Raw genomic sequence first — 21,667 nt, 5'->3', positions numbered from 1 at the left:
TTATTGATTTTAGGTTTTTTTTGCTTTTTTCTTGATTTTTTGAGTATTTTTTTATTTTTCGACTTTTTGTGAAAATGTTCATTTTTTGTTAGTGTTTTTTTATTTTTTGATTTTAAAGTGCTGATTTTTTCTATTTTTTGCCATTGATTCCAATAAACGATTATCAAAAAAAATTAATATAGTATTATAATAAAAATTATATTAAATAATAGGAGATTTGCAATTTTAGAGAATATCTTAGGTAGGGTTTTCAATGACGTTAGATGAAATTAAATTGAATGATTATTTAAATTCCTCTGAATTTGAAGATGATTCCTCTTTTTGGAAAGATAATTTGTCTGATATTGGTGAATATGTAAAATTCCCTAATCTTTCATCAAGCAATTTTGCAATCAAAGAGATTCCTTATAAATCATTTGATGATTTTTTTAATCAGCAAGGAATTACTAACTTTGAGTTCATGGCTGCAATATTCTCCTTATACTTATCTAGAATTGATATGACAAAGGGATGTCTCTTAAAAACAGTCATACGCGATAATGATGAGGATAGGAATACTCTTCTTAAGATAGAATACAAAAAAGAGATTTCATTTATGGATTATGTTGAAGAGGTCAAAGATGCTTATGCTGATGCCCTTAAGCATACGATAGTGGATATTGAAAATTATATAGAGGACTCCCTATCCTATTATTCCATTTATGATTTTACAGCTTCAGAAGACATTTCCCTTGATGATGAGGAACATGATTTTAGCAAATTCAATAATCTTTCAATCTTAAATTGCGAATCTTCTGCCTTGACATTAAATATCTACAAGGATTCATTGGAATTGGCTTATGATTCTAATCTGTTTTCTGAAGTCTATATTGAACATATGGCTGCAAATATCGGTGCTTTGATTAACGAGGCAATTGATGATCCTAATCAGCTCATTTCTGAAATGAATATGCTTTCAGATAATGAAAAATCATTGATTTCTCAGTTTTCCAAAGGAGAATCCATTGATATTGGTGAAAAGAAATCATTCGCCAGTCTTTTTCGTGAAAGCTATATCAAATATCCTGATTATATTGCTGTTGATGATGGAGTCAATCAAGTCACCTATGGCGATTTGGAAAGATTCTCTAATTCAATAACCTATGACCTAGAAAACGCTTATGACATTGACATCAATAATCCTGTTGGATTGATGATTCCTCGAAACTATCATTATCCTGAATTGGTTTTGGCATTAAATAAGTTAGGTGCAGCTTTCATTCCAATTGACCCAATATACCCTATTAACCGTATAGATCATATGTTGAATATAGCCAATTCAGATTATATTATAACCACTAGGGAATTTGCAGATTTGCATGATTTCACTTTGATGTCATATGCATTGAAGATTTGAAAAGGGATTTGGATGGGGATTTTGAAATCATTGTCAATCCTAATGATATCTTTGCTGTTTTTTTCACTTCAGGAACTACTGGCTTGCCTAAGGGTGTGACAGTTACCAATTATCTTATTCAAGGAATAGGAACCCGCATTGGAAACGTCTTCAAGCCATCCTCTGGTGATGTTGTAGGTATTTTAACAAGTTTCAGCTTTATGATTTCCGCTAGGATGTTCATTGCATTCTCTTTCGGTGAAACAGTAAGAATTTTCAATGAAAATGAACAAAGAGATCCGGTTTTATTGATTAAAACTCTTAAAGAACAAGAAATGAATGATATGGGTTTGCCTCAGTCTTTGGGGTTTCATATTTTTGCAAATGAAGATATTAAATTGAAATATATGGCATTTGATGGTGCCAAAGTAGGTAAGGTCCCTAAAAAAAGCAGCGATACTAAATTGGCTTGCGCTTATGGTACAACAGAATACCTTATGGCATTGATGAATATTTTCAATCCAATGGATGCTGATGATTATCCTGATGGAATTCCTCTTGGAAAGCCTGTTGCCAACACTTGGGTTTATATCCTTGATGAAAAGGGAAATCAAGTTCCGATTGGTGTTCCTGGTGAGATTTGCATATCAAGTGACTTTTTAAGTTCTGGCTATTACAATCAGCCTGACTTAAGCAATGTTGTATTTGTAGACAATCCTATCTCCGATTGTGATGACAATAAACGGATGTACCGTACTGGAGATATTGGATTTTATAATTTTGAAGGGGAAGTTGAAATCATTTGACGAAGTGATGACCAATTGTCAGTTAGAGGATTCCGTATTGAATCCAATGAAATAGCAGGCATTATGAAACAGTTCAAGGAGATTGATGAGGTCTATTTGGATGTTGTCCAAGACAATCTGATTGCATACTATGCAATTGGTGATGACTTGAATATGAAGTTAAAAACGCCTTAAGTCGTGAATTGCCTTATTATATGATTCCTTCAATGTTTATTGAAGTGGATGAGATTCCTTTAAATCCTAATGGAAAAATAGATAAGTTTGCATTGCGAGATATTGTCAGAAAGGATAGGAATTTGGATATTGAAATCAATGATGATGTTTTGGCAGCTGTTGTGGATGCCTTTAAGGATGTCTTAAGAAGCGATAGTGTTATGATGGATGATGATTTTGTAGCAATGGGTGGTAACTCCTTATCTGCAATGAAGCTTCAGATGGTATTGAATGAGAAATTAGGTGTGAACTTGTATTCCAATGAAATCATTGAACTTAAGACACCTCTTGCCATTGCCAACCATATAAAGTCTGATTCTGGGATTTATTCCCCCTGTAATTTCAAATTACAGTTTTGATGATATCTGTCCTTTGTCTGAAGCCCAATTAAACGTTTACCTTGATGAGATGGTTAATGATGTAGGGACAGCTTACAACAATCCATATATTCTTGAATTTAATGGAAATTATTCAATTGATGAAATCAGAAATGCAATCGACATATTGCTTGAGGCTTATCCTGTTTTATCTGCTCGCATAATAAATGAAAAAGAGTTATTGTCACTTTCTTTTGATGTTAAGCCCGAGATTATGGAAGGGTCAAAGGATGATATTGGATCATTTATAAGACCATTTGAATTGGACAAGAGCCTATCAAGATTCCTGATGATTGAAAATGATGGGTCAATTTCCCTATGCCTTGATTTTCATCATTTGATTTTTGATAGAAGCTCTATAAATATTGCATTGAACAGTTTAAACTCTATTTTAAAGGGTGATAAGATTCTTCAGATGATGGAGTATTGAGGCAAATTTCATTAGAAGAGAATATTAGCACTGATTATATGGAAAATGCAGGGGATTTCTTTGCTTCAATGTTGGAAGATAGGGATGAGGCATATGGATTGCTCCCTTCAGTCATTTGCAGTGATGATGATTTTGAATACAATTCTAGCTTTAATATTGATAAGGATAATTTAAGCTCTAATGAAATTGATGATCTTGAATACAATTCCTGCTTTAATATTGATAATGCTAATTTAAGCTCTAATGAAATTGATGATTATGAATACAATTCCTGCTTTAATATTGATAATGCTAAATTAAGCTCTTTTCTACAGGATAAGTCTATCACTAATAATCAATTTTTTGCTAGTGTTTCGCTTATTCACTATCAAGATTTACAGGAGATTCAAAGGCCCTATTTAACCTTATTGAGGATGGCCGAGGACATATTGACCTCTCTGAGTCTGTAGGGATGTTTGTTAGAACATTGCCCTTGCTCATTGACTGCAGCAATCAGGATGTCTCCTCATTTTTAGATTATTCAAGCGGGCTGATTAATTCGGTTATGAAGTATGACTTGTATCCTTTCCGTATTTTAGCCAATCAATATGATTTAACTTCAGACATTTTATTCCAATACTCACATAGTCTCTTTTATGATTTGATGGATAATGATGAATTGCCTTATAAAGTAGAGGAATTAAAGCATGATTCAATGGGAGACTTGTCCTTTTTCATATTTGACCTTGGGGAAGACAGTTTCGGCATAAAGATTCTATATTCAGACAAGTTCTCTAAAGGATTCATTGAAGATTTTGCCAAGACATATGAATTGATTCTAAAGGAAATGATGGATGCAGATAAGTTATCTGATATCAATTATATAAAAGATGAGGACATCAAGCTATTGGAAAGCTATTATAGGAAGGAGGATTTGGATTATGATGATGTTTTAGATGCATTCAATGACAATCTTTCAAATCATCCTGACAATCCTCTTGTATCTTATGGGGATGTTTCCTATTCCTATGCTGAAGGGGCCTTCATTGCAGATAGGATTGCCAAATCCTTAAAGGATATTGGAGTGAAAGCTCAGGACAATGTTGCATTCCTTCTTGAAAGGTCTGAATTGTATATGTTCAGCGCTTTAGCCATAATGTCCATTGGTGCAGTCTATGTTCCGATTGATGATGCACTTCCAGATGAACGGATCAGATTCATGATAGAGGATGCTGATGCGAAGGCTGTCATTGTCAGCGATGCCACTTTCCAACGTGCTCAAGGATTAGTCAACAAACAGGAGAATGGAAATATTCTATTGAACATCTCTTCCATTGTTAAAGATGATTGTGGAGCTTTGACTGATTTGCCTGTCATTTATGGGGATTTGGCTTGCATATTATACACAAGCGGAACTACTGGAATTCCAAAGGGAGTCAGAATCACTAGAAAGGGAATCACCAGCTATGTTGATTTCTATGTAAAGGAATATGAAATGAGAAATGATTCCACATTCGGATTGTTCTCTTCCATTGGTTTTGATGTAGGGGCTATAAGAGGTCTTTGTGCACCATTATATGGAGGGTCATCCTTAGATATTGTTCCTATGGACATTAGGTTGGACATTAAAAGGTTGAATGAACATTTCATTGCTCATAATGTTAGCCATACCACCCTCCCTACACAGGTTGCAAGAATGTTTATAAATGAAGTTGAAGATACTTCCTTGAAAGTTCTGATTACAGGAGGAGAGAAGCTTGGTGAGGTCAATGCAGATTTAGACTATTCATTCATTGATTCTTATGGGCCTACAGAATGCTGCGTTGCGGTTTGTGCTATTGAAGAATGTAAAAAGATAGATTCTTCTTCCATAGGCCATCTATTCCGCAATATAAAGGCTTATGTATTGGACAAGGAGTCTAGGCAGGTTCCTATTGGTGCAGTAGGTGAGTTATGCATATCAGGAAATCAGCTTGCTGACGGTTATCTGAATCGTGAAAAGGAAACAGAGGAAGCATTTGTTGAAAATCCATTTGACAAGGACGAGGATTATTCAATGATGTATCATACTGGGGATATGGTAAGGGTATTGCCTGATGGTTCATTAGGAATTGTTGGCCGTCGTGACGGTCAGGTTAAAGTCAGAGGCAATCGTGTTGAGTTGGCTGAAGTTGAAGCCATTATCAGTGGAATGGACCATATCATCAACGTATCTGTTCAAACTATAGACTTTGGAGGCAATAGGGAATTAGTCGCTTATGTTGTTGCAGATGATGAAATTGCTGAAGGCAATATTCAAGAGCTGGTTTGCAGTCATGTTTCATTCCATCAGCCTGATTATATGGTTCCGACATTTGTCATGGCCTTGGATGAGATTCCTTTGACCCTTAATGGTAAAGTGGATAAGAAAGCCCTTCCTGAAGTCGATAGGTCTCTTTTGCATAATGATTATGTCGCTCCAAAAAACGAGAATGAACAGGCAATTGTCAATGCCTTTGAAAAGGTGTTTGGTTTGGAAAAGGTCAGTGGCTATGATGATTTCATTCGTTTAGGAGGGGATTCCTTAACTGCAATCAAGCTATTGTCCCATCTTGAAAATTATCATGTCACTGCAGCGGATATCCTAAGCTTGAGAACTCCTGAGGCCATTTCAAATAATATGGATGATGTTTCCTTTGATTTGGATGTTTATTCATTGGAGACTGGATGCCCATTGAATGAGGCTCAAGTCAATCTATTTGCAGATATCATGTTTAGCAATACTGTAGACATTTTTCACATCCCAATATATATGCAAATTCCTAAACGCTATGGCATTGAAAAGATACTTGATGCATTGGATGAGATTCTAAAGGTCCATCCTATCTTGACCATGCACTTAAGTGACCATTATGAAAAAGGGGAAAAGAAGAATCTCTTTGCAAGAATTACAGAGGATATGGATTTGCTAAAGGATTTAGGTGATAATTTTGGAGACCAATCCCTTGTGGATTTACTAAAGGAGAAAAATTGGAATGTCAAGAGTATTTATGACATGATAAGCACTGTACTGAAACTGTTTAAGGGACAATACCCTTATTTGGTCAAAGGTTCAAAACCTCCAATGTCTGTTGAATCTAACTTCAATATGGATATGGTGAAGGATTTCATGACAGAGGCTTTTGATTATTACAATTATCTGTCTATGTTCAAGATCTTTGAATTAGAGGATTCCTATCTGTTTCTGGCCAAATGCCATCATATAATCTTTGATGGATTGTCTGGAAATGTGTTTAAGAGGAATTTCCAAATTCTTCTTGATGGAGGTTCCATTGATGTTGATGATTCATTCCTGAAGATGTCTGCATTCCATCAGCAAATCAAGGGCACTGATAAATTCATTGAAGCAAGTGATTTCTTTGATTCCATGCTCGGTGGCATTGGAGAACTTGAAAGATTAAGTGAAGATGGCAAAGCTGGAGGATATTCCCTTTCAGTATATGATTTGGAGCTTGACCATAGGGCTGTTGAATCATTTTTAGAAAGTGGAGGAATCAGTGAAAACATATTGTTCACAAGTGCCTTTGCTTATGCATTGGCTCAATTAACAGGTGGCGAGGATGTTCTCTTCACCATGATTGACAATGGTAGAGGCAGATTCAATGATTATGATTCTGTTGGATTATATGCAAATATTGCACCATTATTGATAAATTGCAGAAATCGCAGCATAAGCTCTTTTATGGAGCATCTTTCAGATAGGGTCTATGGTGCAATAAAGTATGATTTCTATCCTGTTCTATTGCTCTTTCAAAAATACCCTCTTGATGCTGAGGTAATATTCCAATTTGTGCCTAATTGGGTTAATTATGATGGAGTCAATGAGGACAGCAGTGAAATCTTCTCCTTTGATTCCTCTGATGATTTTCTTGGTGATTTCCTATCTAATTTGAATGACCTGATTGCTGAGTTCATTGTTCAGGTATTTCAAAATGGGGACAAGTATAGTGTAATGATTGTCAATTCAAATAAGTATTCTGAGAAGATGGTTAAAGATTTCAAGGATGTTTATGAATTGATTTTATCAAATATCATTTGCTCAGACTTATCTGATGATTTAAATAACTTGACATAGGATTTTTGATTTATGAGTAATATGTTTTAAAAAATTTGTGATGGTTTTAAATGGAATGGTGTTTCATTTAGTGTGGTTTATTTGATTTGTGATTAGTGGAATGGTGTTTCATTTAGTGTAGTAGATTTGATTTGTGATGATTTTGGTGAGATGGTGATTTAATGCTTTACAAAAAGATGCTGAGGGACATTTCGAATTATAAGATTCAATTCATTTCCATATTTTTAATGGCATTTTTAGGAGTCTTCATATTTTCAGGCATTAGTGGGGAGGCTCTTTCTCTTGAAGAGAACATCAATGACTACTATCAAGAGTCTAATCTGGCTGATGGTTGGATTTACGCAACAGATATTGGTGATGGTTTTGTTGATAAGGTCACTGATATAAGCCAAACCAAGGATGTTGAAAGGCAATTGGTCTTAAGTTCCACACCGAATTTCACAAGCAATCCTGAGATTAAACTGGATTTCATTGAAAACAATTCTATTTCAAAGTTTTATTTGGTTGAAGGAACCCCCTTCGATTTGAATGATGAATATGGGGTATGGATTGATAAGAACTTTGCTGATGAAAAAAATCTCAAAATAGGGGACAAGATAAGCTTTAAGGTCAATGGCATTGAAATGGAAAAGGAAATAAGGGGATTGATTTATTCTCCAGAATATGTTTATAATGTTCCTTACTATGCAATAAAGCCTGATCCTAGTGGATATGGATTTGCATATATGTCCTATAAGGCATTTCCAATAGACCCTGTCCCATTCAATGTCTTGAATGTCAAATTTGATGGGGATGCTCAAGACTATTCCAATCTCTTAGATGAGAAATTAGGTGATGATTACAATTCATTCTTGCCAAGAGACTTGCATTCCAGTGTAAGCGCATACCAAAATATGATCAGCCAGCTGAAAATGATAGCAAATGCCCTTCCATTGGTATTCATCTTTATTTCAATGCTGATGCTTTTAACTTCAATGAAAAGAATCATCACACATCAAAGAACTCAAATTGGTGTTCTTAAGGCGAATGGATTTAAAAATAGGCAGATAATGGTGCATTATCTTTCTTACACTTTTCCAGTATTGCTTGGATCCATTTTCGGTTTGATTTTAGGTCAGATTCTCATACATAAGATAGCCTACCCTCTTATTAGTCAGTTCATTGGCAATGCTTTCTTCTCTGGATTCTCATACATAAGATAGCCTACCCTCCATTAGCTGAATTATATGTATTGCCTTACTTTAATCCTGTAGGGGGAATGAGATTTGTTTATGTAGTCATTATAATGGTCTTGTTGTCACTTGCAGTTTCATATTTCTCAATCAGAAGCATTGTTAATGAACATCCCTCAACTATTATACGGCCAAAGGCACCTAAAGCTACAACTTCTTCATTTGTTGAAAAGTTGAAGATTTGGCAACACATGTCATTTAATCTTCGTTGGAATTATAGGGATGCGAAAAGGCATAATTTCAGGGCAATCATGACTATTGTAGGTGTATTGGGATGCACTGTGCTTTTGATTTATGCATTTGGATTGTATGATGGAATGACTGATGCGGAACATTGGGAATTCGATAAGATAAATCATTTTGAAAATAAGCTGATGGTTGATGCTGATGCAAGCTTATCTGAAATTGATGATGTGGCAGATATGGTTAATGGAGATAAGATAATGGAATCTGCCGTTGAAATAGAATCGGATTCCACGAAAAAGTCTGGTTTGCTTTTGGTATTGGACAGCACAGATTTGATTACTCCAACAGACATTCATCAAAATGAGATTGAAATAGCAGATGATGAGGTTGCCCTTTCAAAGAAAATGGCTGATCTTTTAGGGGTAACTGTTGGAGATACTGTCAAGTTTCATATTATGGGCTCTGATAAATGGGTTAAAGTGAAAATAGATAAGATAGATGGACACCCATCCTCACAAGGATTCATAATGTCTAGAGAAAAATTAGATGATTTAGGTTTGAATTACACTACAACAAGCATCATAACTTCAAAAAAAGATCTAAAAAGAGAGTATGATGGAATAAAATCCATTGTCTCTAGGAAAGATATATAAATGCTTTGCATGAACTTAACAAATCCCTATGGTCAATGATTTATGCATTGATGATTTTTGCAGTTCTTTTGGCATTGATTATCATGTATAATTTAGGTTTGCTTAGTTTTTTAGAGATGGAACGTGATATCGGAACCCTTAAGGTTTTAGGGTTTAAAACTGCAGACTTGACAAAGCTCTTGCTGACACAAAGCTTGGCTTTCATAATCATTGGAGGTTTATTGAGAATTCCTTTAGCCTATAAGGTATTGGAAAAGGCTTGGGAGTCATCAAGTGAGAAGTTCTTTGCAGTTCCGAGTATATCCTTAACAAATTTGGCAATCACATTTTTGCTAATACTGGCAGTTTCAATTCTAATAAATCTGAACTTTGCATATAAGATCAAAAAGCTTGATATGGCTGAAGCCCTTAAGATTTTGGAGTAATTATTATTTTTTACTTTTTTTTTAATTTTTTTAATTATAAAATTGCCTTAAGATTCTGGAATAATTCTTATTTTTTACTTTTTTTTAATTTTTTTTTAATTATAAAATTTCTTGATTTTTCTTTAATGTTTGCTTTTTTTGCTAATTGTAAATTTATCTTGCTTTTTTCTTTAAAAAATTTAATCATTATTTAATCATTATTTTAAGTCGAATTTCCAATCCTTTCTTTTATACATTCATATCATTTCAAGTATAATTGAAAATTATTTCAATACATTTATATATTTATTAAAATAATTATTATATAAGAGAAGATTATACATAATAGATTTTTATTCAATATTTCATAAAAATAAAGATAAATTTTTATTTTTATTTGATTTAAATATTTTTAGTCTATTTTTTTAATATAATCTTTAATCTTTTGCAAGTTTATTTTAATTTAACATATTAAATAAGTTAAGTTAATTTAACCTTTTGAATTAATTAATTTAATTTAACTCTTTAAATAAACTAATTTGATTTAACCTTTTAAATAAAATAAACGATTGTAGTCGAATTTTTTATATAATGTGGTGTTATGATGAAAGAATTATATGAAAAAATGATTAATGAATCAGTAGCTGCTCTACAAGCAGATATTGATGTAATCTCAAAAAATAGATACAATGACTTTAAGATTGTTGATGCAAAACCTTATGCAGATGCTGTTGCAGGGATGACCTGTGCAGATGGTCAAGCAGAATCTGTAATTGACTTACACAAAAAATCTGTAGAAAGCCATTACAAAGTATTGACTTCTGTTACTGAAACAATCAGACCTGAAGATGACCCCTTTATTGAACATTATCAAACTCCTCCGGTACTTGAAATCTTATATGAGGAAGATGGTGAATTTGCAGACAGCTTAGACGCATTCATTTAGGCTATTGCTGATAAAGAAGCATTGGTTGCAAAAGAATCCATTTGCCGTTATGGTGGATTCTATGGTCCTACCTATGTAGTGGACTTTGCTTTAATGCCAGGAAGTACTTCCAATGTTGTAAACCAAATCTTGCAAACCATTGACATTCCTGTAATGCATAAACAAGCTATTCTTTCTGCAAAATCTTGGGGTATGAACACTTCCTATGGTATTGGTGATGCATTTGCAAATGCTATTGAAGCTGGCGATACTGCTGCTCAAGCAACTGAAAAAGAAATTGCTGCATTGCAAATGATTTATAAGGAACCTGTAGAAGCTCAAGGAAAATTAATGGATGATGCAGGACACTCATCATTTGATGTAAGAAAATTCATGTTAGGATACAAAATGGAAATGACTTCTGTTGTTAAAGCAGCAATGGATGATGGCGTACACTATGGTAACATTGTAACTGTACCTGCATACTGTGTAGGGGACATTGGTCACCACATTGGTCAAGCAAGCTACAACATGTGTAAGGATGATGTGATCTTAGCAGTTATCCAAGCAACTGCAAAAGTAATGGAAGCTTCCTTAAAAGCTAATGTTGACAATTTCAAAACCCCTTATAATGTATTGTCATTAGCAACCGGTTCAACTGCATGTGCTGCTGAATACATTCTTGAATTAGACGGATTCAATGCACCTATGGTTGTAGACTTATTAACTAAAAGATTCCACAACTTCGTACAACAATATCCTACCAGAGGAGCAGCTGCAGAATTGCACAACTGTGACTTTATGGACATGATTTATAGAGGATACACAGCAATCAACAATGCTAGAAAAGCTAGAAGCAGTCAAAAAATTGATCTTGTACCAAAAGCGGCTGGATTTGATGTTGACTTAAGTGCTATCAATGAAAGTGAAGTGCTTATGAACCCACAAAGGTACACTTACCCTGCTTGTGGAATTACAGTAAGATTCTCTTCATTAATGAGACTTACAGACTATCCTTGCTTGCTTACTCCTGAACCTGTAAATGCAACCATGATGACCAACATCATTGCACTTAACAAGGAAGTTCCAGGTTCCCCAGTAAGAGGATGTAAAAACTGTGCTTCTTGTATGATTGATGCAAAACACGAATACTGTCAATGGAAAGAATCTGTATAGATCTGCATTTTAAAATAGACCAATTTTAATTAAGCCTTTTGGCTTAATTATTTTTTTATTTTTTAATAAATAAATTAGTTAATTTTATTGAGATTTAAACTCAATCAATGATTTATTAAGTTTTAATTTATTCACGATTATCAAATTATAAATTTAAATAATTATGGAGGAAAAATATGGCTTCTTGTAATATTGGAAAAAAATTCATTGCAGAGCTTTTAGGTACCTTTTTCCTAGTGTTCTTCGGTACTGGAGCTGCTGTTGTAACTTTACTTATTTCTGATAGTGTTACTCCTGGAGCTGCTGGTATTGGATTACTTGGCGGTCTTGGAGACTGGATAGCTATTGCATTAGCATTTGGTTTAACTGTAATGGCTTGTATTTATTTATTTGGTAAAATATCTGGTGCACACTTAAACCCTGCAGTAACCATTGGATTGCTTGTAAGCAAAAACATTTCATTGATTGACAGTGTTTACTATATTGTTGCTCAAGTGATTGGTGCATGTTTAGGCAGTTTCCTGTTATGGTATATATTAGGTAGTGCTGCTGTAACCGTTGGTGGATTAGGTGCAACTGCTCCTGGAATGGGAGTAGGTTATATGCAAGCTATGGTTGCAGAATGTATCGGTACCTTCTTCTTGGTACTTGTTGTTATGGGTGTTGCAGTTGACAAAAAAGCAGAACCTGGTTTTGCTGGAATTTCCATTGGTATGACTGTAGCTACTGTAATCGTAGTGCTCGGTGCATTCACTGGTGCTTCCATTAACCCAGCACGTACCTTTGGTCCTTACTTAATGGATATGCTTCTTGGAGGACAAAATCTTTGGGGATTCTTCCCAATTTATTTGGTTGGACCTATAGTAGGTGGAATCCTTGCAGCTTTAGTATACACTTACTTAGCTAAAGGAAACGATGCTTGTGCATTGCCACAACCATTTGAAGAATAAGTTCAAACTTTAAACCCAAGCTTCCGGACCCAAGCTTTTGGACCCAAGCTTTTGGACCCAAGCTTTTGGACCCAAGCTTTTTGAGCCTTCGGCTCAAAAACCTTGACCAAAATATTTTCATTAGTTGGGAGTGATTGCTCTTGACTTTTCTTTTTTTATTTTTATTTTCCTATTGTTTACTTTAATTCTATTTTTTAGTTTCTTATTGTTATTTGTTCCATTTTAGATTCTTTTTATAGTTTTATTGTATATTTTTGGTAATACTTTTTATTTTTCAATTTACTTTATATTTTTAAATTTATAAAGTAAATTTTAAATATTATTATGATTAATAATATATTTTAGGGAAGGTGTTTTGATGTATGCATTGAGTAAAGTGAGTAAAAGCAATCAAATTGTAGTTCCTGCAGAATTTAGAAAGTTATATGACATTAAGGCAGGGGATAAAATTTCATGGACCAATACAGAGGAGGGAATGCTCTTGAAAGTTGAAAAGAAATATACTGAAGAGGATATAATAGGTTTAATTAAAAAAGAGTTACCTATTAATAGTGTTGAAATTAAGAAAAGAGGATCAAAAGGTTTGAAATGGTGATTGTTTGATTTATGTAGATGCATCATTTATCATTGCTTTAGTTATTGAAAAGGATAAATGGCATGAAAGGGCTTTGGAATTGTTGCCAAAACTCAAAACGGAAGATAAGTATATTACCGAAGCGATGATGATTGAATCTTTGAATTTAATAGGGTCTTCTCTGGGAGGAAAGGTAGGATATTCTATCTTTAAGTATATTACTGACAATTATAACATTTATCATTCAGAAACATTGATTGATGAATCTATGCATTATTTCCTAAAATATGATGCAACTTTATCATTGGCAGACTGTACAGCTATCAATACTATGAAAGAACTTGGAATATCAGAAATATTGTCATTTGATGATGATTTTGATAAAGTTGAAGGTATAGTTAGGGTATATTGATTTTTATTAAAATTTAAATATCTAAAAAAATAAAAATATGATTGCATTTAGTTCCATTATATATGAACAATTAAGTGTTTTAAGTTTTTATTTGGCTTAAAGAAAATTTATTGGATGAATTAAAATGGAGATTCTTGCTTTAATAGGCAGTCCACGTAAAAACAGTAATTGTGAAATAATTGTAGATGAAATAGCTAAAGGTGCTGAGGAAAATGGGCATACTGTAACTAAATATGTCATACATGATCTTGATATAGCACCATGCAGTGGTTGTGAATTATGCAATAAGGGAAAAGACTGCAGATATGAAGATGATGGAAAGGAGATTATTGACAAGCTTGCAAATGGAGCAAGTGTTATTTTAGCTAGTCCTATTTACTTTGGTCAAATGACTGCACAGGCAAAAACAATTGTGGATAGGTTTTACAGCATATTCAACAATCCTGAAAAAAGCTTTTCTAAAGATGCAAAGGCCGCTATTGTTTTAACTCATGCATATCCTGGAGATTATGATGCTTATCTTCAGTTAACTATTACACAACCATTTAAAAACAATACGAAAATGGAATTCATTGGAGCTTTGGATGTAGGTGATGTCAAATTCCCTGCAGATGTAAAAGAAAAGGAAGATGTTTTAAAAGAGGCTTATGAACTGGGTAAAAAATTTTAAAGCCAGTGCGATGAATAATAATTTCAAATCTTTTTTTTGTTTTTTTTTAAAAATTTTTATTCTGACAATCAACCACCTATCATTTATTATTATATTTTTTCTGTTTTTAAGAGATTTTCAAAAAATTATTTAACTTAATTAATTCTTAATTATAAGTATGTGTACTGCAAGTGAATATATTACAGAAGACCATTACTTTGGTAGAAATTTTGATTATGAAATCTCATACAATGAAAGGGTATGTATAACTCCAAGGAATTACGAGTTTAAATTCAGAAAAATTGATGATATGAAAACCCATTATGCAATTATTGGTATAACTGCAGGTATTGATGAATATCCTTTATATTATGATGCTTGTAATGAAAAATGAGTTGCTATTGCTGGCTTAAACTTCGCAGGTAATGCAATTTATAGAAAAATTGAAGAGGACATGGTTAATGTAACTCCCTTTGAATTCATCCCTTACTTATTGTCACAAGCTGAATCTGTCGATGATGTTAGAAAACTCCTAGAAAATCTTAATATGGTAAATATTAACTTTTCAGAAAATTTGCCATTATCTCCACTTCATTGGATGATTTCAGATGATAAATCTTCTATAATTGTAGAGCCTTTAGAAAATGGATTGAAGATCTATGACAATCCAGTTGGGGTATTAACTAATAATCCAACCTTTGATATGCAACTGTTTAATTTAAATAATTATATGAGTCTAAGTGTTAAAACACCTGAAAACAATTTCTCTAAAAATTTTGAATTGGACACATACAGCAGAGGTATAGGTGCTATTGGACTTCCAGGTGACTTATCTTCATCATCAAGATTTGTTAAGGTGGCTTTTACTCGTGAAAATTCAGTTTCAGGTACAAGCGAAGGTGAAAGCGTTTCACAGTTTTTCCATATTTTAGGATCTGTTGATCAACAAAAGGGCTTGACTTTTATCGATGATCCTGATTTATATGAATATACAATTTATTCTTCATGTTACAATACAAATAAATGTATATTATATTATAAAACTTATGACAATCATCAAATAACTGCTGTAGATTTGAATAAGGAAAATCTTGAAGGTGATGCTTTGGTATTTTATCCATTAATTGATGAGGCTCAAATCAATTTTGTTAATTAATTTTTTTTTTTTTTATTTTTCATTGTTATTTATTTGATTTTTTTTGGAAATGGATCTTTTTTTAAAATTTCATGTCAAAAAGTTTTTATAGAATGAAACTAAATTTAATATTACTAACTAATTTAAAATAAAATATTAAAGAAAAAAATGTATTTTGTCATTTTTATATGTTTATTTAAATTTAGATTAGTTTTAAATTTTAAAAATTTTTGGAGAGATTATTATGGCAGATTTAAAAGGAACCAAAACTGAAGAAAACTTAAAGGCAGCTCTTGCTGGTGAATCTCAAGCTCGTGTAAAATATGAATTTTATGCTTCTCAAGCTAAAAAAGACGGTTACGTAGAAATCAGAGACATTTTCCAAGAATCATCTGATAATGAAAAGGAACATGCAAAAATCTGGTTTAAACTCTTAAACGGAGGAAAAGTACCTGAAACTTTAGCTAACCTTGCAGATGCAGCAGCTGGTGAACATGAAGAATGGACTTCAATGTACAAAGAGTTTGCAGAAACCGCTCGTGAAGAAGGATTCGATGACATTGCAGCATTATTTGATGCAGCTGGTGCTACTGAAAAAGCACATGAAGACAGATACAATGCTTTAACAGATAAGATAAAAGCAGACAAAGTCTTTAAGAAAGATGAAGAAATTGCTTGGAAATGTAATAACTGTGGTTACATCCATGTTGGAAAAGACGCTCCTGAAGTTTGCCCATTATGTGATCACCCACAAGCACACTTCAGAAAACAAGACACCAGTTATATCTAATTTTTAATTATTGAGTTTGTATTAAGATTTCCTTAATACATTTTTCTTTTTTTATTTTTATTTTTTTTTTTTTAGGATTTTTAGTAATTGATTTTTTAATCTATTCTATTTTTTTCTATTTTTATTTTTATTTTTTTTTTTAGGATTTTTAGTAATTGATTTTCTAATTAATTCTATTTTTTCTATTTTTATTTTTCATATTTTATCTTATATAATAAATTTTGTTATTTTTTTACTAATTTTTTGCTTATACAATAAATTTTTATATTATAAAATTAAATATTATTATATAAAATAAGTTTTTTAAATTTCAATATAAATTTTATTTTATACAATAAAATTCAGGAGCTAATTATGGTCAAGAGAGAATTATATATGGAACAGGTTAAAAGACTCATAGATAAGGATTTAATAAAAATAATCACTGGGATTAGACGATCAGGGAAATCTTATTTTTTAAATCAAATTGTTGAAGAGTTAAAAAACAATGGAGTTGAAGAAGAAAATTTCATCTTCATAGATTTAGAGCATCCTAAATATAATTCAATTGAGACCAGAGAAGAATTGGATGAGTTTCTTATTCCCTTAATAGAATCAGGAAATCATCGAAAATACTTGTTTTTAGATGAAATTCAAAATGTTGAAAATTGGGAAATTAGCGTCAATTCCTATTATAAGTCATTTGATATTGATATCTTTATAACAGGTTCCAATTCTAAGTTGCTCTCAAAGGAATTGGCTACTTTGTTAACAGGAAGATATATTGAAATCAGAATGTATCCATTTTCGTTTAAGGAATTTTTATTATACAAGCACGAAATTGGTGCTGCTTCTATTTTTGACAGTCAATTGTACACTGATTTGGAAAATCTATTTGAGGAATACCTTCAGTATGGAGGAATGCCTGCGGTAATATCTGCAGAAGCAGAAGACAAATTGGTTGTTTTAAGGGATTTATATTCTTCTATCTTTTTATATGATGTTGTTGAGAGATATCAGATTAGAAATATGGGATTATTGAAAAGAATAACTAATTCCCTGATTGAAAATGTAGGTAATCTAATCTCTGCCAATTCAATTTATAAATATTTAAAGCAATCAAAATTAGGTTTGACCCCAAATACTATCTATAATTATTTGGAATATTTGGAAAATGCAAATTTTATTTCAAAAGTTACAAGAGAAGATGTAATTGGTTTAAATGAAATTAATTATTCTGAAAAATATTATTTAATTGATTTAGGTTTTTATAAATCTTTATTGGAAGAGAAACAAGAAAATCGAGGACATTTAATTGAAAATTTAGTTTATTTAGAACTCTTAAGGCATGGTTATAAAATAACCATTGGAATTATGGGAGATATGGAAGTTGATTTTATAGCTCGAAAGGGAAATGAAAAGATCTATATCCAAGTTGCATATACAATTGCAGATGAAAAGACAGCAAATCGTGAATTTAAGCCTTTAATGAGAATACCTGACAATTATCCTAAATATATCCTCACTACAGATAAGGAGGATAAGAGCAGGAGGGGTATAATGCATTTGAATGTAATAACTTTCTTAAAGGATTTTTTATAATAAATGCTAAAAGTGCTTTTATCCTAAATAAATTCTTATTAATAAATAAGTTTTTTTTCATTTTCAATGATTTTTAATTGTTATTTTTGTCATTTTCAATTATTTTTTTTATAGAATCATTTAAGAAACTATTTATAGATGTTTTAATAGAATAGAAATTATGGGGTGATATAAATGGATAAGAAAATTATTTTTTCTATTTTAATCAGTATTTTTTTGATATCTATTTTTTCTATCGGATTGATTGAAACAGTTTCTGCAGATAACTATTTTGAAATCGAGGATGAATGGTATGGAATGCCTCCTGATGCTCAAAAGAAGAATAATGATCTCCTTGATTATTATAATAATGTCTATCCTAATCAGGTCACTATTGACTTTCATCGGGAAGGAGGATTTAGCATAGATGTCCATACCTCTGGAAACCTTTATGATTTGGCTGATCCCTTAGCTGATTGCATTTATAGGCAAATAGATGATCCTAATGCTAATATCACTACCTTAAGGTCTGAATTAACACAAATCTGCAAAAATCATGGTCTCACTAATCCTAATATAACTATCAATTCTCCTTATGGTGAAGATTGTTTTATTTACACTTCAAAAGGAGTGGGAATTTCTATGGAACCTACATTGAAAGAGGGTTCTATGACTGTTTTAAACAAGACCCATAATGTTCATGTTGGGGATATTGTACGTGCTAAGTATGATAAAAATCAATATGGCAGCATCATGAAAAGAGTGGCTAAAATAGAGGGCAACAAGATTTATCTTGTAAGTGATAATGTCAATGGAACCTTTGAAAGAAATGGCAAAACATACAAATACGAGGGGATACGAACTTGGGTTGACATTTCAGATATTCAGGGAGTGGTGATTGATGTTTATAATAATGATGGGGTAATTAGAATCTGAAAATGAATCTTTTAATATTTTTTATTTTCAATTATATTTAAATAGTGCATTCCATCAGCGGTTATTTCATAAAATCTAAATCTTTTATCATTTTCGTTAAGGCATACTACAAGACCATTTTCTTTTAAGCTTGCTAAATATTTGGAGACATGATGGCTGCTATCTCCTATGTCCTTGCCTATGATTGAGGGTATTTTATTACCTTCAGATAATGATTTTAAAATTTGCACTCTTTTCTCAGATCTTGCTAAAAATGATATTATGCTCATGTTATTTTCTGAATCTTTTTTGATATTATTTGATTTTTCTAATGTTTTTTTGCTGCTAATTTGAGTTATTGTTTCAGATTCAAAAATTTCATTATCCTCTTTAATATCATTTATCATATTTACAGTATATTCATTTTCAAGCCTATCTTCATCTATTTTTCTCTCAATTAATTCGGTTCTATTTTTTTGCTTTTTTAAGAGTTCTCTTAATTTCTTATTTTCCTCTTTCAGACTTTTTATTTTCTAAGAGAATATTGTTTATTTCTTCTTGATTCATATTTTAAAATATAATTTTTTAAATATATTATACTATGTTCATACTATATATATACTATTAGCATGCTATTAGCAAATTTTAAATATTATTATTTTATACATATTATATATAATAATTTTTTTTAAAAAAAAAATGAAAGTTTTTATTTAAATTAAAATAATATAATTAGGTGATATTGTGTTGGTACGTAATTTAGATTTTTTATCAATTCCTAAGGAATTCTCAAAAGTGAATTTGGATATTTTTGAAGATAAGTCTATTGTTCTAGTTTATATTGAAAATAAAGGATATTCTTTAGTGCTAAAGGAAAACGATGAAATTGATTCCATTTTCCTATTGAAAACAGAATTAACACCAGAAAATATTAATTCTGATAAGGAAGACTTCATTAACATTATAAAAATGTTGTTGGATAAGATTTATGAAGGTGCAGAAATCAAAGAATATGAAAAGCAACATCAAGAACATGTATTTTTACAGTTAATGGATATTTTGACTGAAGGAGATGATGTTGAGATAATAACTGAGGAATCAAAACTTTACACTGATATTGAAAAAGGATTTATGAAATTAGAAATTGATATTATGGAAAATAAAATTAATTCTTTAAACAGTGCAATTAGTGAAGTTTCAGGTAATTTGAATAATCTTGGAAGTGAAGTTGAAGATAGTAAATTAGAAAATAGAATTAGAAAAACATTCACTCAACAATAAGTTTTATGGGGGAATACTTATGGTTAAATGTAAAAATTGCGGTGCTGAAATAGGAGATGCAAGTTTTTGCTTTTCTTGTGGTGAAAAGGTTGAAAGTGGGATAACTGGTCCTAATATTTGTCCTAAATGTGGTACAAAAAATCCAAAAGGAACAACATTTTGTGTTGAGTGTGGCCAAAAATTCGAAAATGCATTATTGCCTGAATCTATAGCTCGTAAGCAAAAAGAATGGGAACTTAGACGTCAAGAAATCATTGAAAGATATGATTTGCTTGCAGAAGAATTTGGAATAAAAGATGAAGATTATTTTTTAACAAGTGTAGTGAGAGTAAATATGCTCGAGGAAAAAACCACTAAACATAAGGTTCTTGGACCTGTTGGTTCTTCTGGTGGAAATAAAACTACGATTGATGGATTTTTCTTAATAGAAGATGATAAATTTGTCTTCATGGAAATAGATAACAGAGACATGAAAAAAGTTAATGCGGGAATTACTAATTTTTATTTTGATAAGATAGTTTCAATGAGAATAACAAAAAGGCTTGGGGATACCTCAAGATATGAAGATATTACTAAAAGAACAAGCCTTAATTCCGCTCATGCAATCAAAAGGGCTATTCAAAATGATATTCAATCTCTCAAGGCTACAAGATTCAAAGATTTGATTGTAAATAATGATAGTGCAGATATGTTTGACAGATTATTGATTAAGCTCGTGGATAACACTTCATTTGAAATAAGGCTTCCAGGATTTGAATTTGGGCAAAATTTAGTGGCATTATTTAAAACCTCTAGAAAGAGCCCTCAAACTGTTGTTATACAAAATGATTCAAAATCAAGTAAGGCTGATCTTTTAAAGAAATATAAAGAATTATTAGATTCTGGTGCAATCACTGAAGAAGAATTTAATGAACTGAAAAATGAAATTTTATCCAGTTAATTATTTCTTTATTTTTTTAGGGCTGTTGAAACCTTTTTTAATTTTTATTTTTAATCTTTAAGGTTATATTTTTAAAATTTTTATAAAAATCTGTGGATTTCAACAAAGCCTATTTTTTATTTTTTTGAGGTTAATTATGATTAAATGTAATAAATGTGGTTTGGAATTTGATGATGATATTGAGATATGCCCTAATTGTGGTAATGAAATCAATGACAAAGAAACTCAAGAACTGATTAATGAAGATTCTAAAAGATGCCCTAGTTGTGGATCTATTATTGGTATGGATGAATTTATTTGTCCAAGTTGTGGCAATAAGATAGCTGAATTAAAAATCATTAAAAAATGCCCTTCTTGTGGTGAAGAATTAGATGAAGATGCAGTTTCCTGTGATAACTGTGGTGCTAGTTTATCCACTGCAAATCAAATTCAGGAATTTAACAATTCTTTAATAAACTCAAATAAATCAATAATGGAAAAAATTTCTGAATGGATAATTTAATTCGGAGAGTTTTTGGATAATCTATTTGATTCTTTTAAGAAATGATAAATTTTATTTTTTTTTTTTTTTTTTTTTTTTTTTTTTTTTTT

At 31.6% G+C, this 21,667-nt stretch carries 21 protein-coding genes and 2 pseudogenes; 22 read left to right on the top strand and 1 reads right to left on the bottom strand.

What is annotated here, in order from left to right; translation table 11 throughout:
- Nucleotides 1-253 precede the first annotated feature (253 nt).
- From QZV12_RS06100 to QZV12_RS06010, 19 genes and pseudogenes are all read left to right on the top strand, one after another.
- The gene (locus tag QZV12_RS06100; RefSeq protein ID WP_295618817.1) at nt 254-1,396 is read left to right on the top strand and encodes an AMP-binding protein; all 1,143 of its coding nucleotides are present in this window, start codon (nt 254-256) and stop codon (nt 1,394-1,396) included.
- Entirely contained in the window at nt 1,393-2,181 is a 789-nt protein-coding gene (locus QZV12_RS06095; RefSeq protein WP_295618814.1) for an AMP-binding protein, read from the top strand. The genes QZV12_RS06100 and QZV12_RS06095 overlap by 4 nt, the downstream gene beginning before the upstream one ends.
- A 15-nt stretch (nt 2,182-2,196) precedes the next feature.
- Complete coding sequence (locus tag QZV12_RS06090) at nt 2,197-2,355, top strand: hypothetical protein (RefSeq protein WP_295618811.1); 159 nt, start codon at nt 2,197-2,199, stop codon at nt 2,353-2,355.
- 20 nt (nt 2,356-2,375) lie between these two features.
- Nucleotides 2,376-2,753: a phosphopantetheine-binding protein gene (locus tag QZV12_RS06085; protein WP_295618808.1), complete on the top strand. Its 378-nt coding sequence runs from the start codon at nt 2,376-2,378 to the stop codon at nt 2,751-2,753.
- A 13-nt stretch (nt 2,754-2,766) separates the two neighbouring features.
- Complete coding sequence (locus QZV12_RS06080; RefSeq protein WP_295618805.1) at nt 2,767-3,201, top strand: condensation domain-containing protein; 435 nt, start codon at nt 2,767-2,769, stop codon at nt 3,199-3,201.
- A complete protein-coding gene (locus QZV12_RS06075; RefSeq protein WP_295618802.1) occupies nt 3,198-3,650 on the top strand; it encodes a hypothetical protein in 453 nt (150 codons plus the stop codon). The genes QZV12_RS06080 and QZV12_RS06075 overlap by 4 nt, the downstream gene beginning before the upstream one ends.
- Nucleotides 3,608-7,294, top strand: a complete 3,687-nt coding sequence (locus tag QZV12_RS06070) for an amino acid adenylation domain-containing protein (RefSeq protein WP_295618918.1) — start codon at nt 3,608-3,610, stop codon at nt 7,292-7,294. The genes QZV12_RS06075 and QZV12_RS06070 overlap by 43 nt, the downstream gene beginning before the upstream one ends.
- A gap of 161 nt (nt 7,295-7,455) precedes the next feature.
- Nucleotides 7,456-8,496, top strand: a complete 1,041-nt coding sequence (locus QZV12_RS06065) for an ABC transporter permease (protein WP_295618799.1) — start codon at nt 7,456-7,458, stop codon at nt 8,494-8,496.
- A 56-nt stretch (nt 8,497-8,552) separates the two neighbouring features.
- Nucleotides 8,553-9,365, top strand: coding sequence for a hypothetical protein (locus tag QZV12_RS06060; RefSeq protein ID WP_295618796.1), 813 nt, complete (start codon nt 8,553-8,555; stop codon nt 9,363-9,365).
- Between the two features lie 5 nt (nt 9,366-9,370).
- Nucleotides 9,371-9,790 (top strand): ABC transporter permease, encoded by a 420-nt coding sequence (locus tag QZV12_RS06055; RefSeq protein WP_295618793.1) that lies wholly within the window; start codon nt 9,371-9,373, stop codon nt 9,788-9,790.
- A gap of 583 nt (nt 9,791-10,373) precedes the next feature.
- Nucleotides 10,374-11,870, top strand: a pseudogene (locus QZV12_RS06050) (DUF2193 domain-containing protein).
- Nucleotides 11,871-12,046: 176 nt separating this feature from the next.
- Complete coding sequence (locus tag QZV12_RS06045; protein ID WP_295618790.1) at nt 12,047-12,820, top strand: MIP/aquaporin family protein; 774 nt, start codon at nt 12,047-12,049, stop codon at nt 12,818-12,820.
- Between the two features lie 358 nt (nt 12,821-13,178).
- A complete protein-coding gene (locus QZV12_RS06040; protein WP_295618787.1) occupies nt 13,179-13,415 on the top strand; it encodes an AbrB/MazE/SpoVT family DNA-binding domain-containing protein in 237 nt (78 codons plus the stop codon).
- A gap of 4 nt (nt 13,416-13,419) precedes the next feature.
- On the top strand, nt 13,420-13,806 hold the full coding sequence (locus QZV12_RS06035) for a type II toxin-antitoxin system VapC family toxin (RefSeq protein WP_295618784.1): 387 nt from the start codon (nt 13,420-13,422) through the stop codon (nt 13,804-13,806).
- 124 nt (nt 13,807-13,930) lie between these two features.
- The gene (locus QZV12_RS06030) at nt 13,931-14,476 is read left to right on the top strand and encodes a flavodoxin family protein (RefSeq protein ID WP_295618781.1); all 546 of its coding nucleotides are present in this window, start codon (nt 13,931-13,933) and stop codon (nt 14,474-14,476) included.
- A gap of 157 nt (nt 14,477-14,633) precedes the next feature.
- Nucleotides 14,634-15,611 (top strand): annotated as a pseudogene (gene bsh, locus QZV12_RS06025) (choloylglycine hydrolase).
- A 223-nt stretch (nt 15,612-15,834) separates the two neighbouring features.
- Nucleotides 15,835-16,380 (top strand): rubrerythrin, encoded by a 546-nt coding sequence (rbr, locus tag QZV12_RS06020; RefSeq protein WP_295618777.1) that lies wholly within the window; start codon nt 15,835-15,837, stop codon nt 16,378-16,380.
- A gap of 354 nt (nt 16,381-16,734) precedes the next feature.
- Entirely contained in the window at nt 16,735-17,961 is a 1,227-nt protein-coding gene (locus tag QZV12_RS06015; RefSeq protein WP_295618774.1) for an ATP-binding protein, read from the top strand.
- A gap of 174 nt (nt 17,962-18,135) precedes the next feature.
- Nucleotides 18,136-18,876, top strand: coding sequence for a S24 family peptidase (locus QZV12_RS06010; RefSeq protein WP_295618771.1), 741 nt, complete (start codon nt 18,136-18,138; stop codon nt 18,874-18,876).
- 11 nt (nt 18,877-18,887) lie between these two features.
- Here the strand turns inward: QZV12_RS06010 and QZV12_RS06005 are convergent, their stop codons facing one another.
- Nucleotides 18,888-19,262 (bottom strand): winged helix-turn-helix domain-containing protein, encoded by a 375-nt coding sequence (locus tag QZV12_RS06005; RefSeq protein ID WP_295618768.1) that lies wholly within the window; start codon nt 19,260-19,262, stop codon nt 18,888-18,890.
- A gap of 337 nt (nt 19,263-19,599) precedes the next feature.
- On the opposite strand from QZV12_RS06005, the gene QZV12_RS06000 reads away from it, so the two are divergent.
- From QZV12_RS06000 to QZV12_RS05990, 3 genes are all read left to right on the top strand, one after another.
- On the top strand, nt 19,600-20,136 hold the full coding sequence (locus QZV12_RS06000) for a hypothetical protein (RefSeq protein ID WP_295618765.1): 537 nt from the start codon (nt 19,600-19,602) through the stop codon (nt 20,134-20,136).
- Nucleotides 20,137-20,155: 19 nt separating this feature from the next.
- Nucleotides 20,156-21,076 carry an SHOCT domain-containing protein gene (locus tag QZV12_RS05995; RefSeq protein WP_295618762.1) on the top strand — a complete coding sequence of 307 codons (921 nt, stop codon included), beginning with the start codon at nt 20,156-20,158 and terminating at the stop codon, nt 21,074-21,076.
- 136 nt (nt 21,077-21,212) lie between these two features.
- Nucleotides 21,213-21,578: a zinc ribbon domain-containing protein gene (locus QZV12_RS05990; RefSeq protein WP_295618759.1), complete on the top strand. Its 366-nt coding sequence runs from the start codon at nt 21,213-21,215 to the stop codon at nt 21,576-21,578.
- Nucleotides 21,579-21,667: the final 89 nt, after the last annotated feature.

The sequence above is a fragment of the uncultured Methanobrevibacter sp. genome (assembly GCF_902769175.1).
In the GTDB taxonomy this organism is placed as follows: Archaea; Methanobacteriota; Methanobacteria; order Methanobacteriales; family Methanobacteriaceae; genus Methanobrevibacter.
This window is presented reverse-complemented; position numbering and strand designations above follow the sequence as displayed.

Bases quoted from the DNA above. Each gene is read 5' to 3' on its own strand.
- rbr (WP_295618777.1), top strand. From the start codon at position 15,835: ATGGCAGATTTAAAAGGAACCAAAACTGAAGAAAACTTAAAGGCAGCT.
- QZV12_RS05995 (WP_295618762.1), top strand. From the start codon at position 20,156: ATGGTTAAATGTAAAAATTGCGGTGCTGAAATAGGAGATGCAAGTTTT.
- QZV12_RS06100 (WP_295618817.1), top strand. From the start codon at position 254: ATGACGTTAGATGAAATTAAATTGAATGATTATTTAAATTCCTCTGAA.
- QZV12_RS05990 (WP_295618759.1), top strand. From the start codon at position 21,213: ATGATTAAATGTAATAAATGTGGTTTGGAATTTGATGATGATATTGAG.
- QZV12_RS06005 (WP_295618768.1), bottom strand. From the start codon at position 19,262: ATGATAAATGATATTAAAGAGGATAATGAAATTTTTGAATCTGAAACA.
- QZV12_RS06040 (WP_295618787.1), top strand. From the start codon at position 13,179: ATGTATGCATTGAGTAAAGTGAGTAAAAGCAATCAAATTGTAGTTCCT.
- QZV12_RS06065 (WP_295618799.1), top strand. From the start codon at position 7,456: ATGCTTTACAAAAAGATGCTGAGGGACATTTCGAATTATAAGATTCAA.
- QZV12_RS06045 (WP_295618790.1), top strand. From the start codon at position 12,047: ATGGCTTCTTGTAATATTGGAAAAAAATTCATTGCAGAGCTTTTAGGT.
- QZV12_RS06060 (WP_295618796.1), top strand. From the start codon at position 8,553: ATGAGATTTGTTTATGTAGTCATTATAATGGTCTTGTTGTCACTTGCA.
- QZV12_RS06085 (WP_295618808.1), top strand. From the start codon at position 2,376: ATGATTCCTTCAATGTTTATTGAAGTGGATGAGATTCCTTTAAATCCT.
- QZV12_RS06010 (WP_295618771.1), top strand. From the start codon at position 18,136: ATGGATAAGAAAATTATTTTTTCTATTTTAATCAGTATTTTTTTGATA.
- QZV12_RS06015 (WP_295618774.1), top strand. From the start codon at position 16,735: ATGGTCAAGAGAGAATTATATATGGAACAGGTTAAAAGACTCATAGAT.
- QZV12_RS06030 (WP_295618781.1), top strand. From the start codon at position 13,931: ATGGAGATTCTTGCTTTAATAGGCAGTCCACGTAAAAACAGTAATTGT.